The organism is Epibacterium sp. ABZ3_068, assembly GCF_056159265.1.
This window is the reverse complement of the sequence record NZ_JBSWUV010000001.1, coordinates 3,267,643-3,281,865: the sequence shown is the minus strand read 5'-3', so window position 1 is coordinate 3,281,865 and position 14,223 is coordinate 3,267,643. Positions and strand designations below refer to the sequence as shown.

General features: G+C 56.1%; 11 protein-coding genes and 1 tRNA gene. 9 read left to right on the top strand and 3 right to left on the bottom strand.

The annotated features are described in order from the left end of the window. Positions 1-54: 54 nt before the first annotated feature. From ACXAEW_RS15730 to fabI, 3 genes are all read right to left on the bottom strand, one after another. Positions 55-1,239, bottom strand: a complete 1,185-nt coding sequence (locus ACXAEW_RS15730) for an aminotransferase (protein ID WP_474942216.1) — start codon at positions 1,237-1,239, stop codon at positions 55-57. 86 nt (positions 1,240-1,325) lie between these two features. Continuing rightward, the gene (gene gpt / locus ACXAEW_RS15725; protein ID WP_474942215.1) at positions 1,326-1,829 is read right to left on the bottom strand and encodes a xanthine phosphoribosyltransferase; all 504 of its coding nucleotides are present in this window, start codon (positions 1,827-1,829) and stop codon (positions 1,326-1,328) included. A gap of 72 nt (positions 1,830-1,901) precedes the next feature. After that, positions 1,902-2,708 (bottom strand): enoyl-ACP reductase FabI, encoded by an 807-nt coding sequence (gene fabI / locus ACXAEW_RS15720; protein WP_474942214.1) that lies wholly within the window; start codon positions 2,706-2,708, stop codon positions 1,902-1,904. Positions 2,709-2,863: 155 nt separating this feature from the next. Here fabI and pdxH point away from each other — a divergent pair, with 155 nt between their 5' ends. The 9 genes from pdxH to ACXAEW_RS15675 all read left to right on the top strand — a co-directional run bounded on the left by pdxH (position 2,864) and on the right by ACXAEW_RS15675 (position 14,208). After that, complete coding sequence (gene pdxH, locus ACXAEW_RS15715) at positions 2,864-3,469, top strand: pyridoxamine 5'-phosphate oxidase (protein ID WP_474942213.1); 606 nt, start codon at positions 2,864-2,866, stop codon at positions 3,467-3,469. 120 nt (positions 3,470-3,589) lie between these two features. After that, positions 3,590-4,120 (top strand): cold-shock protein, encoded by a 531-nt coding sequence (locus ACXAEW_RS15710; RefSeq protein ID WP_474942212.1) that lies wholly within the window; start codon positions 3,590-3,592, stop codon positions 4,118-4,120. Next, positions 4,113-4,586: a DUF192 domain-containing protein gene (locus tag ACXAEW_RS15705; protein ID WP_474942211.1), complete on the top strand. Its 474-nt coding sequence runs from the start codon at positions 4,113-4,115 to the stop codon at positions 4,584-4,586. Before ACXAEW_RS15710 ends, ACXAEW_RS15705 begins: the two co-directional genes overlap by 8 nt. Before the next feature lie 43 nt (positions 4,587-4,629). After that, a tRNA-Pro gene (locus ACXAEW_RS15700) sits at positions 4,630-4,706 on the top strand. A 693-nt stretch (positions 4,707-5,399) separates the two neighbouring features. Further along, positions 5,400-9,041: a vitamin B12-dependent ribonucleotide reductase gene (locus ACXAEW_RS15695; protein ID WP_474942210.1), complete on the top strand. Its 3,642-nt coding sequence runs from the start codon at positions 5,400-5,402 to the stop codon at positions 9,039-9,041. Between the two features lie 464 nt (positions 9,042-9,505). Further along, a complete protein-coding gene (locus ACXAEW_RS15690; protein ID WP_474942209.1) occupies positions 9,506-9,997 on the top strand; it encodes a hypothetical protein in 492 nt (163 codons plus the stop codon). Between the two features lie 239 nt (positions 9,998-10,236). Further along, positions 10,237-11,790, top strand: coding sequence for a cysteine--tRNA ligase (cysS, locus tag ACXAEW_RS15685; protein ID WP_474942208.1), 1,554 nt, complete (start codon positions 10,237-10,239; stop codon positions 11,788-11,790). Continuing rightward, on the top strand, positions 11,787-13,418 hold the full coding sequence (gene cimA, locus ACXAEW_RS15680; RefSeq protein ID WP_474942207.1) for a citramalate synthase: 1,632 nt from the start codon (positions 11,787-11,789) through the stop codon (positions 13,416-13,418). Before cysS ends, cimA begins: the two co-directional genes overlap by 4 nt. Positions 13,419-13,422: 4 nt before the next feature. Continuing rightward, on the top strand, positions 13,423-14,208 hold the full coding sequence (locus ACXAEW_RS15675; RefSeq protein ID WP_474942206.1) for a squalene/phytoene synthase family protein: 786 nt from the start codon (positions 13,423-13,425) through the stop codon (positions 14,206-14,208). The last annotated feature ends 15 nt before the right edge of the window (positions 14,209-14,223 follow it).

The following is a 14,223-nucleotide window of genomic DNA, read 5'->3' as shown; positions in this document are numbered from 1 at the left end:
CCGGCGTCGGAGCAAGCGGGTCCAACCTGCCAGAGCCCGGTGTTTTGCAACAATTTAGCCACCAACGGGTGTCCAGGATGCGAGCCGCCGGAAAAGCTCTTCAATTCCGGCGCTGTCTACATTGGCAAAGGCAATCCGGAACTGACGCCGCCCAGACGGATCATCATCCGGGGTAAACATTGTTCCCGGCAGCATAAGAATGCCGCAGTCATGGATCAGTTTTTGCGCCAGATCATCCGAACTTTGCGGGAAGGGGTGTTCCACATAGGCGAAATAGGCACCACTTCCCAGAAGGCGCCAACCCACGTTTGCGAGAACCGAAAACCCCTCTTCGATGGTCTTGCGCCGCATCAGCATCTCGGCGCGTTCCCCTTTCAGCCAGTCCTGAAGGTTGCCAATTCCCCAAGCCGCAGCGATCTGCCCGATCTGGTTTGGACAAATCGTATGCGTATCCAGGAATTTTTCAATTTCGAACAATTTTGACCGCCCGGTCACAATTGAACCAACCCTATGACCGGTCAGACGATAGGCTTTGGAAAAGGAATACAGATGGATAAGTGTACCATCCCATTCGTTTTTTTGAAACAACTTATGCGGAACTTCGTTGCGCTTGTCAAAATCGCGGTAAGTCTCGTCCAAAATCAGAGCAATGCCACTTTCCTTGGCCAGCGCATAAAAATCAGCAACCAGCTCCTGGGGGTATTCAACGCCGCAGGGGTTATTCGGGGAGATAAGCACCAGCGCGCGGGTCCTAGAGGTCATGAGGTCCGCGGCCTCGGCAACGGAAGGCAACATGCCCGCTCCAACCGGCAAAGGCACCGCAGATACGCCAGCCATATCAAGCGCCATTTTGTGGTTGAAGTACCATGGCGTCGGCAGGATCACCTCGTCTCCTTCATCGCAGAGACTGGCAATGGTGGCGGTAAAGGCCTGATTGCACCCCGATGTAATGGCAACCTGCTCCGGCGCAACGGCGCACTCATAGTGGGCGCTGATCTGTTCAGCGAGCGCGGCACGCAGTTCCGGCCGCCCCAGAACCGCGCCATAAAGATGTGCGCTGTCGTCCTTCAGCGCTGCCTCTGCCATGACCTTGCGTAAGGTTTCCGGCGGCGGATCGGCCGGGGCCGCCTGGCTGAGGTTCAGAAGCGGGCGATCCGACGGGAATGAGACCCCCTGTATCCAGCGGCGCGATTCGACAATCGGAGAAGAAAACGTACGTTGCGTGCGCGGCATTGCCATAGGGAAGCTCCGTCAAGTTACGTGAGAAGTTCGGCCAAGAAAAAAGGCGCCCCAAACCGGAGCGCCCTGATGTTCAATCTGCAGGATTAATCCTTGCCACGGTAAGGCTCTACATATTGCAGCGCCATGTCCCAAGGGAAGAAGATCCATGTGTCCTGGCTGACTTCGGTGATGTAGGTGTCCACCTGCGGGCGGCCTTTGGGCTTTGCATAAACCGTCGCGAAATGCGCCTTGGGGTACATCTCGCGCACCAGTTCAAGGGTCTTGCCGCTGTCCACCAGGTCATCAATGATCAAGATGCCATCGCCATCCTTCATCAGATCCGCGTCGGGAGCTTTCAAAACCTGAGCATTACCCTGATCCTGATGATGGTAGGATTTGACACTGATCGTATCCACAGTGCGGATATCCAGTTCACGGCTTACGATCATGGCAGGAGCCATGCCGCCACGGGTAATGGCAACAACTGCGCGCCAGGCACCGTCGTCAGGGCCCTGACCATCCAGACGCCATGCCAAGGCTCGGCTGTCGCGATGGATCTGATCCCAACTGATATGGAACCCTTTTTCATGTGGAAGACGGTCTGTCATAACTGTTCTCCTGTCGCGGCTGAGCGGCGGCAAAGGGCAGGGAGCCTTTGTACCCCACTGCCAAATTCGCGTTTAGGCTTTGGACATATCCGGGGCGTCGACCGCCTTCATACCGACAACATGGTACCCAGCGTCCACGTGCAGGTTCTCACCGGTGACACCGGATCCGAGATCGGACAAGAGGTAGAGCGCGGAATTGCCCACGTCTTCGATGGTGACGTTGCGACGCAAGGGTGAGTTATACTCGTTCCACTTCATGATGTAGCGGAAGTCGCCGATACCGGAAGCCGCCAGTGTCTTGATCGGCCCGGCGGAAATGGCATTTACACGGATACCGTCCTTGCCCAGATCTTCGGCCAGATATTTGACCGATGCCTCCAGCGCAGCCTTGGCCACACCCATCACATTATAGTGTGGCATAACCTGTTCGGCACCGTAGTAGGTCAGCGTCAGCGCGCTGCCGCCTTCGAACATCATCTTCTCTGCCCGCTTCATAACGGCAGTGAAGGAATAGACCGATATATCCATCGTCATGGTGAAATTGTCACGGCTGGTGTCGACATAGCGTCCGCGCAGCTCGTTCTTGTCGGAGAAACCGATCGCATGAACAACAAAGTCCAGCTTCCCCCATTTCTCTTCCAGCGCTGCAAACAGCGCGTCGATGGAGGCTTCATCCGATACGTCGCATGGCAGCACGATCTCGCTGCCGAGCTGCGCCGCAAGCGGGTCGACCCGTTTTTTCAGAGCGTCGCCCTGATAGGAAAATGCCAGGTCCGCGCCGGCCTCGGCGCAGGCTTTTGCAATGCCCCAAGCAATTGATTTGTCGTTGGCAAGGCCCATGATAAGGCCGCGTTTACCAGCCATAAGTTGACTAGACATGCAGGTTCTCCGCCTGTGATCACGTGATTATGTGGTGTTTATTATGACATTGCTGATGCTTCAAGTGCTCACCGTTCCCCTGAGGTGCTTGTGGTCCCCCAAGACGCGTCCTAGGGTGCATTTAAATGACAATTTCGGGCAAGGATGGTGGACACATGTCTGATCAGAGTGAACTTTTTGCAGGCGATGATCCTTTTTCAATCGCGCGCCGCTGGCTATCAGAAGCGGAAAAGACCGAGATCAACGACCCAAACGCCATTGCGCTGTCCACTGTTGACGGCGACGGGATGCCAAACGTGCGCATGGTTCTCCTGAAGGAAATCGAAGACGCGGCTTTTGTCTTTTACACCAATTATGGCAGCGCCAAAGCACTCGAAATCGAAGCAAGCGGCAAGGCGGCTTTTGTCATGCACTGGAAATCCCTGCGTCGCCAGATCCGGGTGCGCGGCGTGGTTGAACGGGAAGAGGGTCCAAAGGCAGATGAATATTTCGCCTCTCGCTCCCTCAAAAGCCGGTTGGGCGCCTGGGCATCCAAGCAGTCACAGCCCCTGGCCAGCCGGGCCGCCTTGATGGCCGAGGTCGCCAAAGTCACCGCAACCAAGGGCACAGCGCCCAAGCGCCCGCCATTCTGGGGTGGCTTTCGAATCTCTCCGATTGAAATCGAATTCTGGGCCGACGGCGATTTCCGGCTGCACGACCGCTTCCAATGGCGCCGAGCAGAAAACGAGCAAAGCTGGTCGACCCGCCGATTGTCGCCGTAACAATTTTGTTGGAATTGTCCATTTCAGTACATGCACCGTAAATTTGTACTTGCAAATGTCCGGTCATATGGAGCATCAGAAAATCGCAAAAAACACTTAGAAAGAATTGGTGGGATTCCGGTGGCTGAAGACGTTAACCTGAGCAGCATGCAAACCGTTCGCGGCGTGGTCAAATGGTTTGACCCGACCAAAGGCTATGGTTTTGTCGTTTCCGACGACGGTGGCCCCGATATTCTGCTTCATATAAATGTATTGCGGAACTTCGGTCAGAGCTCGGTCGCTGATGGTGCCCAGGTCGAACTGATCGCGCATCATACCACACGTGGTGTTCAGGCAGTCGAAGTGCGTGAAATTCAAGCTCCAAAGCGCGACGATGTGCCGGTGCTCAGCGATTTTGCCGACCTCGATATGTCCGAAGTAAGCGCGCACCCTCTGGAGGCCGCACGTGTCAAGTGGTTCGACAAGGGCAAAGGTTTTGGGTTTGCCAATGTGTTTGGTCGTCCCGAAGATGTCTTCCTGCATGTTGAAGTCCTGCGGCAGTCCGGCCTTGCAGACCTTCAGCCGGGTGAAGCGCTTGCCATGCGCGTCATAGAAGGCAATCGCGGCCGGATGGCTGTGGAGGTCATGTCCTGGGAAGCAGCCATTGAGTAGACTGCTGCGCCGTTGGGCTTTGGCTGCTGCCTGCGCGTTTGCAGCAGGGGCAGCCCATGCAGACTGCCGGGCAGATCGGGTTGAGCTGCGCGGAGACTTTGGGCAGATCGCCTTTTCCGTCGAACTGGCTGACACTCCGGCGGAACGCTCCCAAGGATTGATGTTTCGAGAAAGCATGCCACGCGGTGCGGGCATGCTTTTTGTTTATGAACACCCCCAACGGGCGGCCTTCTGGATGAAGAACACCCTGATTCCCCTCGATATGATCTTTATCGAGGCGGACGGGCGGATCAGCCACATTCATGAAAATGCGATTCCCGGCGACCTGACACCGATTCCCGGCGGCGAAAACGTCTTTGCAGTGCTCGAAATCAACGGCGGACTGGCCCGTCGGTACGGGATTTCCGTCGGAGACGCGCTGCGCCATAAAGTTTTTTCAAATTCTTCACCAATTTGGCCTTGTTAGGGGTTTTCAATCCCGTTCAGCAAGGATAGGAAGGCGCACGGTCCGGGGCGTGGCGCAGTCTGGTAGCGCACCTGTTTTGGGTACAGGGGGTCGTAGGTTCGAATCCTGCCGCCCCGACCATTTCTCCTCTTCAAGAATGAGATTGGTCGGGGGACCGTAGCTTAACCGAAAGGTTAAAGCACAACATGTAGTTCCCTCCCTTGTTAAGCAAACCTTAAGAAACTGACGTGAATTGGCGTCATCGCACTGGTCGAAAACTCAGCGCACAGGCCGAAATACATTCGCATGCGCACAAATGACTTGCAAAAAAGTCGCATGATTTTTCTGAGCCGCGCCTCGTCCGTTTTTCGTTAAAATTGCACCCCTTCGACACTCAATCACCTATGGTTGTGGACCTGCAAAGGGTTGAAATCATGAGCCAACTTTCACAAGGCCTTGAAAGAAAAAAGGGAAACCTCGACCCAAACCAGTCGAATGCTGCACCGTACAAACACCTTTCGAACGCCTCCTGAATCGCACAGCAAATCACCCGTCTCAAACTAAAATTGGCGTCAATAGAAAAGAGGTATGTAACTCGGTAAATTTGGCGTTGACCAATTGTGGCTAAATACGTCAAATTGTGTGTACTGGATGCGGCAGCACAAGATCTTGTAGGTCTGACTGGGGCAACCGCAAGAACGCTCAAAACATGATCTTTCAAAGCCTTACGGGCAATCGGCGCTCTCTTTCCGCCGGTGAGGGAATGTTTTTTCCGTTTGTGCATGTGTCCGGTGCCGATTGAACACAAAAAACTGCAAAGCCGGGGCAGAACATATGAAAATCGAACGGAAGTTTACCACTGCAGGGCAAGATGCCTACGCTGGTTTGGACTTTACCGCTGCTACTTCCGAAATTCGCAATCCTGACGGGACCATTGTGTTCCGTCAGGAAGACATCGAAGTGCCGACGGCCTGGAGCCAGGTTGCCAGCGATGTGATCGCACAGAAGTACTTCCGCAAGGCCGGTGTCCCGGCCAGCACCAAGAGGATCCGCGAAAAGGGCGTTCCCGAATTCCTGTGGCGCTCTGTGCCCGCAAACGACACGGTTGAGATGGGCGGTGAGACGTCCTCCAAACAGGTTTTTGATCGTTTGGCCGGAGCCTGGACGTATTGGGGCTGGAAGGGCGGCTATTTCACCACTGAGGATGATGCCCGCGCCTATTTCGATGAGATGCGCCACATGCTGGCCACCCAACGTGCGGCGCCGAACTCTCCGCAATGGTTCAACACAGGTCTGCATTGGGCCTATGGAATTGATGGCCCGGCGCAGGGGCACCATTACGTCGATTTCAAAACCGGCAAGCTGACCAAATCCAACAGCGCCTATGAACACCCGCAGCCACACGCCTGTTTCATTCAGTCCGTGGCCGATGATCTGGTGAACGAAGGCGGGATTATGGATTTGTGGGTGCGTGAAGCGCGCCTGTTCAAATATGGTTCCGGCACCGGAACCAACTTCTCGGCCCTGCGGGGCGAAGGGGAAAACCTGTCAGGCGGGGGCAAATCCTCGGGGCTGATGGGCTTCCTGAAAATTGGGGATCGCGCCGCTGGTGCGATCAAATCTGGCGGGACAACCCGTCGAGCAGCGAAGATGGTGATCGTGGACGCCGATCATCCGGATATCGAGGACTTCATCCAATGGAAGGTCCTCGAAGAGCAAAAGGTTGCCTCCATTGTTGCGGGTTCCAAGATGCACGAGAAGATGCTGAACGGCATCTTCCAGGCAATCCGCAACTGGGACGGCGCCGAGGCTGACGCAACCGATCCCGCGAAAAACGACGGGCTGAAAAAAGCGGTGCGCGAAGCCAAGAAGGTCGCGATCCCGGAAACTTATGTCAAACGGGTGCTGGATTACGCCAAACAGGGCTACACCAGCATTGAGTTTCCGACTTATGACACTGATTGGGACAGTGAAGCCTATAGCTCGGTATCGGGACAGAACTCAAACAACTCGATCCGGGTCACCAATGCCTTCCTCACAGCGGTTGAAAAGGATGCCGACTGGCAGCTGATCAACCGTGTGGATGGTTCGGTGTCAAAAACCGTGAAAGCCCGGGATCTGTGGGAAAAGGTGGGTCACGCCGCCTGGGCCTGTGCAGATCCCGGCATTCAATTCCATGACACCGTAAACGAGTGGCACACATGCCCCGAAGACGGTGAGATCCGCGGTTCAAACCCTTGTTCCGAATACATGTTCCTGGACGACACCGCCTGTAACCTGGCGTCTATGAACCTGCTGACTTTCCTGGAGGATGGTAAGTTTCAGGCCGAGGATTACATGCACGCCTGTCGTCTTTGGACGTTGACCCTGGAAATCTCGGTCACTATGGCGCAATTCCCGTCCAAGGAAATCGCCCAACGGTCCTTTGACTTCCGCACGCTGGGTCTGGGCTACGCCAACATTGGCGGCCTCTTGATGAACATGGGGTATGGTTACGATTCAGACGAGGGACGCGCGCTTTGTGGTGCACTGACCGCGCTGATGACCGGTGTGGCCTATGCGACCTCGGCCGAGATTGCGGCAGAGCTGGGCGCATTCCCCGGCTATGAGCGCAATGCAAAACACATGCTGCGTGTCATCCGCAACCACCGCAGTGCCGCACGCGGGATGGTGGACGGCTACGAATCTCTATCGGTCAAACCGGTTCCGCTGGATCTGGAGAACTGCCCAGATGCGCGTCTGGTGGAATTCGCCATGAGCGCCTGGGACGAGGCGCTGGATCTTGGCGAACGCCATGGGTATCGCAATGCGCAGACAACCGTGATTGCTCCCACGGGCACCATCGGTCTGGTGATGGATTGTGACACCACCGGGATCGAGCCTGACTTTGCCCTGGTAAAGTTCAAGAAACTTGCCGGTGGCGGATATTTCAAGATCATCAACCGGTCTGTTCCTGCCGCTCTGGAGGGTTTGGGGTATAGCTCGGCGCAAATCGAAGAGATCGTCTCTTACGCGGTGGGACATGGATCCATTGGCAATGCGCCTGCGATCAACCACACATCGCTGACCGGTCACGGGTTCGGCCCGCGTGAGCTGGCAAAGATCGACGCCGCGCTCGAAAGTGCTTTTGATGTCCGCTTTGTGTTCAACCAGTGGACCCTGGGCGAAGACTTCTGCACCGGTGTGTTGGGCATCCCTTCGGCCAAGCTGAATGATCCAACTTTTGATCTGCTGAAACACCTTGGCTTCAGCAAAGCCGAGATCGACGCCGCAAATGACCACGTCTGCGGCACCATGACCCTGGAAGGGGCGCCGCATCTGCACCCGGATCATTATTCGATTTTTGACTGCGCCAACCCATGTGGGAAAAAAGGCAAACGTTATCTGAACGTTGACAGCCATATCCGCATGATGGCTGCAGCACAGTCCTTTATCTCGGGCGCAATTTCCAAGACCATTAACATGGCGAATACTGCCTCGATCGAGGACTGTCAGAAAGCCTATGAGCTCAGCTGGTCCTTGGGTGTGAAAGCCAATGCACTGTATCGGGACGGCTCCAAGCTGAGCCAACCGCTGGCAGCGGCACTGGTCGAAGACGATGATGAGGCGGCCGAGATCCTTGAGACGGGAACACCGCAGGAAAAAGCAACCGTTCTCGCCGAAAAAGTGGTCGAGAAGGTGGTCATCAAAGAGGTTTTGAAATCCCACCGGACCAAAATGCCGGAACGTCGCAAGGGGTATACCCAAAAGGCGGTTGTCGGCGGGCACAAGGTTTACCTGCGGACAGGTGAATATTCTGACGGCTCTCTCGGTGAGATCTTCATCGACATGCACAAAGAAGGCGCGGGCTTCCGGGCGATGATGAACAACTTTGCCATCGCGGTCTCGGTTGGTCTGCAATATGGTGTTCCGCTGGAAGAGTTTGTGGATGCCTTTACCTTCACCAAGTTTGAACCGGCCGGCATGGTCCAGGGCAACGACTCGATCAAAAATGCCACCTCGATCCTGGACTACATCTTCCGGGAGCTCGCCGTGTCCTATCTGGATCGCACCGATCTGGCGCATGTCAAACCGGAAGGGGCCGCATTTGATGATGTGGGCCGCGGCGAGAAGGAAGAAGGGATTTCCAACCTGTCAGAAATCTCCGACACCACAGCGACTCGCTCCTTGGAAGTGCTGAAACAGATCTCCTCAACCGGTTATCTGCGCAAGCGTCTGCCCCAGGAATTGGTTGTGTTGCGGGGCGGTCAGGAAACTCCAGCACGGATAAGCGATGTTGGCGATCCGCTGACGGCTCTGCAAACACTGGTGCCGGAGACATCCCAACCGGCAGCAACCGGTCTGGATGCGCGGACCAAGGCCAAGATGCAAGGATACGAAGGCGATCCTTGTGGTGAGTGTGGAAATTATACTTTGGTCCGCAACGGAACCTGCATGAAGTGCAACACATGTGGATCAACATCCGGCTGTAGCTGATTGTTATCAAAAGGCATTTGCAGGCAGCCAGCGGCAGATCTGCAAATGCGGCCCAGGGTCCCCGGGCAAAAAACGGGGACCACGAAATTCACCAATCTGGGGCGGGTGCGCTCGCCCTCAGCGCTGTTCAGGCCGCAGGCAAAACAACAACGAGCGGTATAAAAGAGAGTCTGAATGGTGAAACTTACCTCCTCTTCGGTGAAGAGGAGGTTTTGTTTCAACTCCCTTGCCGTTCGACAGGCACCGCTGAAAAAGGGCCAAGTTTTTGCCGTCAAAAGCAGGTATTGCGCGCGGTTCTCCTGCTTGAAATGGAGCAAGCGCTCTCTGAACCGTGATCCTATCGCTAAAAACTTCGGCGATTTGGAAACCACTGATTAAGCAATTTCAGGCATATTGAACTCCGGGATGTCTGGCGCGACAGCGCCTGTTTTCAAATTACCGGTGCAACTATGGGACACTACAGAATGTGGATGGCTCGGGCCGCTGCCGCTGCGAGCCTGCTGATACCGTTGTCCGTTCTGCCGACGGACGCAGAAGAACAACGGGGTTTCTTTTTTGGCGCGGGCTGGCCCAGTGGCGGGCAGGTCTTTGTGTTGGGCAAACGTCAGGGAGCGGGCGCCATAACGCCATCAAACGCATTGAATTTGCAAACATATACCGAAGGCGCGCAACTCCAGCGACGCAGCACGCGGCGGAAGTCTCATAACCTTGGCGGCGTGGGCCCGGTCCAATTGCGGGCCGGCTATGACTTTGGAAATATCTTGGGCTATATGGCGTTTGAGCAAGAAAATGGCCGTGACATCATCAATACCCAAGACCCAAATGTCAGTCTCGGCTTTGCGGTTCCGGTTTCCAACAACCTGCAGATCACCGGCGAAGTGACCCAGGATGAAGGATCTCAAACCAGCGGCGGTTCTGAGAATACATGGTCGCTAACGGCCGGGTTTCGGTTCTGACATGAGGATCAGAAGATCCCGGCAGATCTTTTGTTGGCGTCACCTGAAACCTGTGCTAAGCCCGTTGCATGAACATGACCCGTGCCATTTGCATTATCTGCATTACCTGCTGATTTCCTCAGCGGGCTGGTTTCTGTCGTTTTCTTCTTTCTGACAAGCTGCTAAGCCCGCGCTGCGCATCTTTTGCGCATTTAGGACTGCAATTTCGTGCCGGGCCGGGGCGATCCAAGGGAGCTGTCATGACGACGATCAAATTGCACAATACCAAGACCCGCAAGAAAGAGGTCTTTGCGCCAATTGATGAGCAGAATGTGCGCATGTACGTCTGTGGGCCGACGGTTTACGATCGGGCCCATTTGGGCAACGCACGACCTGTTGTGGTGTTTGATGTGCTGTTTCGGTTGCTGCAAGAGGTCTACGGCCCAAAGCATGTCACCTACGCCCGGAATTTCACGGATGTGGATGACAAAATCAACGCCCGCGCGGCTGAAAGCGGGCGTGAAATCAGTGAGATAACGGCAGAAACGACCCAGTGGTTCCTAGATGACATGGGGGCGCTTGGCGCGTTGGAGCCAACCCATATGCCGCGCGCAACCGCCTATATCACCGAAATGATCGTGATGATCGAAGACCTGATCGCACGGGGTCACGCCTATTCGGACGGGGCCGGGCACGTGCTGTTCTCTGTCAAAAGCTACGAGTCCTATGGCGCGCTGTCGGGGCGGTCGGTTGATGATATGATCGCCGGAGCGCGGGTTGAGATTGCCGACAACAAACGCGACCCGATGGATTTTGTTCTGTGGAAACCGTCCACTGACGACCAGCCGGGATGGGACAGCCCCTGGGGACGTGGGCGTCCGGGCTGGCACATTGAATGCTCCGCCATGAGCCGCGATCTGCTGGGGGCGAGCTTTGACATTCATGGGGGCGGCAATGATCTGATGTTCCCGCACCATGAAAATGAGATTGCCCAAAGCTGCTGCGCCAATCCGGACGGCGAATTTGCCCGGTTCTGGCTGCACAATGAGATGCTGCAGGTCGAGGGTAAGAAAATGTCCAAATCACTGGGCAATTTCTTCACGGTCAAGGATCTGCTGGATCAGGGCATCCCGGGTGAGGTGATCCGCTTTGTGTTTATGCAGACCCATTACCGCAAGCCGATGGATTGGACCGAAGAAAAGGCAAAGCAGGCCGAGGCGACGTTACGCAAGTGGCGCGCGCTGACAGCTGGCATCGAACCCGCCGCCAGCGCTGCTGCCGCGGTCCTGGACGCACTCGCAGATGATCTGAACACCGCCGGAGCTGTAGCTGAGATGCATAGGCTGGCCGCCGCCAATGATGCGGCCACGCTTTTGGCGTCTGCACGTATGTTGGGTCTATTGTCCGAAGAGCTGGGGGGATGGGAAAATCAAACCATCAAAGACGACCTGTCTAATCGTGTCGAACAGTTAATTAATGCAAGAATAGTCGCCCGACATGAAAAAGAATGGGCAAAAGCTGATGCAATAAGAGGCCTCCTCGCTATGGCAGGAATTGCAGTCGATGACGGGCAGGAGGATAATTGGTCAGTGGACTTTGGGAGGCAAGAGCTCGGTTGGCTTGGACTTTCTGCTCCAGCATTGGACGGTAAACTTAAACTTTCCCCGGAGGAGTTTAAGTTACTTTGCGACGTCAACGGGGTCGAAGCGGTCACAAATGCAAAAGGTCGCTGGAAGTCAGTTTCATTGGCAAAGCAGCTAAACGAGGTAAATGAGCAGTTTATAAAGATCGCCGAAAACGAGGCATCCCAATGAGCAAAGACCGCCTTTACCTTTATGACACCACTCTGCGGGACGGGCAGCAGACGCAGGGCGTTCAGTTTTCGACCGCCGAGAAACAGCAGATAGCCGCCGCGCTGGACGGGCTTGGGGTGGATTACATCGAAGGAGGCTGGCCCGGGGCCAACCCCACTGACAGCGCGTTTTTTGACGACGCCCCCAAGACGCGCGCGACAGTAACGGCCTTTGGAATGACAAAACGGGCAGGGCGCTCGGCGGAAAACGACGATGTTCTGGCCGCCGTGCTCAACGCTGGCACCGCTGCGGTCTGTCTGGTTGGCAAAAGCCACGACTACCATGTGTCTCAGGCGCTTGGTATCTCGTTGGAGGAAAACCTGGAAAACATCAGGGCCTCGGTTGCGCATATCATCGCGCAGGGACGGGAAGCGTTGTTTGATGCCGAGCATTTCTTTGATGGCTACCGTGACAATCCTGAATATGCCTTGGCCTGCTGCCGCGCCGCGCTGGATGCGGGCGCGCGTTGGATTGTTCTGTGTGACACCAACGGGGGCACCCAGCCGACTGTGGTCCGCGAGGTGGTAACATCTGTAATAAACAGCGGAATTCCCGGTGCCAAGCTGGCGATCCATTGCCACAATGATACGGAACAGGCTGTGGCCTGTTCTTTGGCGGCTGTGGAAGCCGGTGTCAGACAGATCCAGGGCACGTTGAACGGGCTGGGCGAGCGCTGTGGAAATGCCAATCTGACCTCGCTGATTCCGACGCTGGTTCTGAAGGAGCCCTATGCCAGCCTGGTTGAGGTTGGTGTGACAAAAGACTCGCTGGCGGGGTTGCGACAGGTTAGCCGGATGCTGGACGAGATCCTGAACCGCGTACCGCAAAAACAAGCGCCCTATGTGGGGGCTTCTGCCTTTGCTCATAAGGCGGGCTTGCATGCCAGTGCAATCCTGAAGGATCCGTCCACATATGAACATGTGGACCCTGCCGTTGTTGGCAACAGCCGTATTATCCCGATGTCCAATCAGGCCGGACAATCAAACCTGCGCAAACGGTTGTTTGAGGCGGGGTTGGACGTGGCCAAGGACGATCCGGCGCTGGCACGTATTCTGGAGACCGTGAAGGAGCGTGAGGCGCAGGGCTACTCTTATGACACGGCGCAAGCCTCGTTTGAACTGCTGGCGCGGCGAGAGCTGGGCCTGTGTCCAGAATTCTTTGAGGTCAAACGCTACCGGGTGTCTGTGGAACGTCGTAAAAACAAATACGACAAGATGGTCAGCCTGTCCGAGGCGGTGGTGGTTGTGAAGGTCGACGGAGAGAAACGCCTTTCGGTGAGCGAATCTCTGGATGAGACCGGCAGCGACCGCGGTCCGGTCAACGCGCTTTCAAAAGCGCTGCGCAAAGATCTGGGCCGGTATTCGGCGCCGCTGGACGACATGCGGCTGGTGGACTTCAAAGTGCGTATCACCCAAGGCGGCACCGAGGCTGTAACACGGGTTATCATTGACAGCGAGGACGCATCCGGGCGACGCTGGTCAACCGTTGGCGTCAGCGCCAACATAATAGACGCCTCCTTTGAGGCGATGCTGGACGCTGTAAACTGGCGTTTGCTGCACTGCGAAACCCTGGCCGAGGCCGCGGAGTAACCCGGTGCCCGAGCTTGTGTTCAACGACGACCTGCGGGCCTGCGCCGAACTGGTGCAACGCGCAGATCCTGACCGGTTTCAAGCCGCCATGGCAGCCCCTTTAGCTGCGCGGCTGAAACTGTTCGTGCTTTATGCTTTTAACGCAGAACTGTCCCGCGCCCCCTGGGCCAGTCAGGAAAGCATGATTGCAGAGATGCGGGTTCAGTGGTGGCGCGATGTGGGCGCAGAGATCGCAGAAGGCAAAACGCCCCGTCGCCACTTTGTCGCGACCCCTTTGGGGGAAATCCTGTCACCAGTTTTGGCCCATGACATTGACGCGATGGCAGAGGCGCGGCGTTGGGACATTTACCGCGACCCGTTTTCGGACCTTGATGGGTTGGTGAAATATCTTGCTGATACCGCCGGAAATCTGATGTGGATCTCTGCGGCAACTCTCGGATCTGCTGATGAGGGCACGGTTCGGGCCTGTGGTCTGGCCCATGGGGTGGCCAGCTGGCTGCGTGCAATTCCCGAGCTGGAGCGCCAGAACCGTATTCCGATGGTCGATGGCACAGCAGCAGGGGTGCAAGAGCTCGCGCAGATCGGATTGGACGCTTTGCAAAAATCACGGCGCGGAGCAGGGGCGGTAGACCGCTCGGCCCGCCTTGCTCTGCTGTCCAGCTGGCAGAGTAGCGCGATTTTGCATCAGGCCCTTTCAGAGCCAGAGCGTGTCGCACAGGGCGCATTAGGTATGAGCGAATTCAGGAAACGCCTGCGCCTGATGTGGTGTTCCAGCACCGGGAAATGGTAAGGCAGTACCTGCCTT

Coding starts and splice junctions, on each gene's coding strand:
- ACXAEW_RS15695 (WP_474942210.1), top strand. CDS start 5,400: ATGAAAATCGAACGGAAGTTTACCACTGCAGGGCAAGATGCCTACGCT.
- gpt (WP_474942215.1), bottom strand. CDS start 1,829: ATGACAGACCGTCTTCCACATGAAAAAGGGTTCCATATCAGTTGGGAT.
- cimA (WP_474942207.1), top strand. CDS start 11,787: ATGAGCAAAGACCGCCTTTACCTTTATGACACCACTCTGCGGGACGGG.
- fabI (WP_474942214.1), bottom strand. CDS start 2,708: ATGTCTAGTCAACTTATGGCTGGTAAACGCGGCCTTATCATGGGCCTT.
- ACXAEW_RS15690 (WP_474942209.1), top strand. CDS start 9,506: ATGTGGATGGCTCGGGCCGCTGCCGCTGCGAGCCTGCTGATACCGTTG.
- pdxH (WP_474942213.1), top strand. CDS start 2,864: ATGTCTGATCAGAGTGAACTTTTTGCAGGCGATGATCCTTTTTCAATC.
- ACXAEW_RS15730 (WP_474942216.1), bottom strand. CDS start 1,239: ATGGCAATGCCGCGCACGCAACGTACGTTTTCTTCTCCGATTGTCGAA.
- cysS (WP_474942208.1), top strand. CDS start 10,237: ATGACGACGATCAAATTGCACAATACCAAGACCCGCAAGAAAGAGGTC.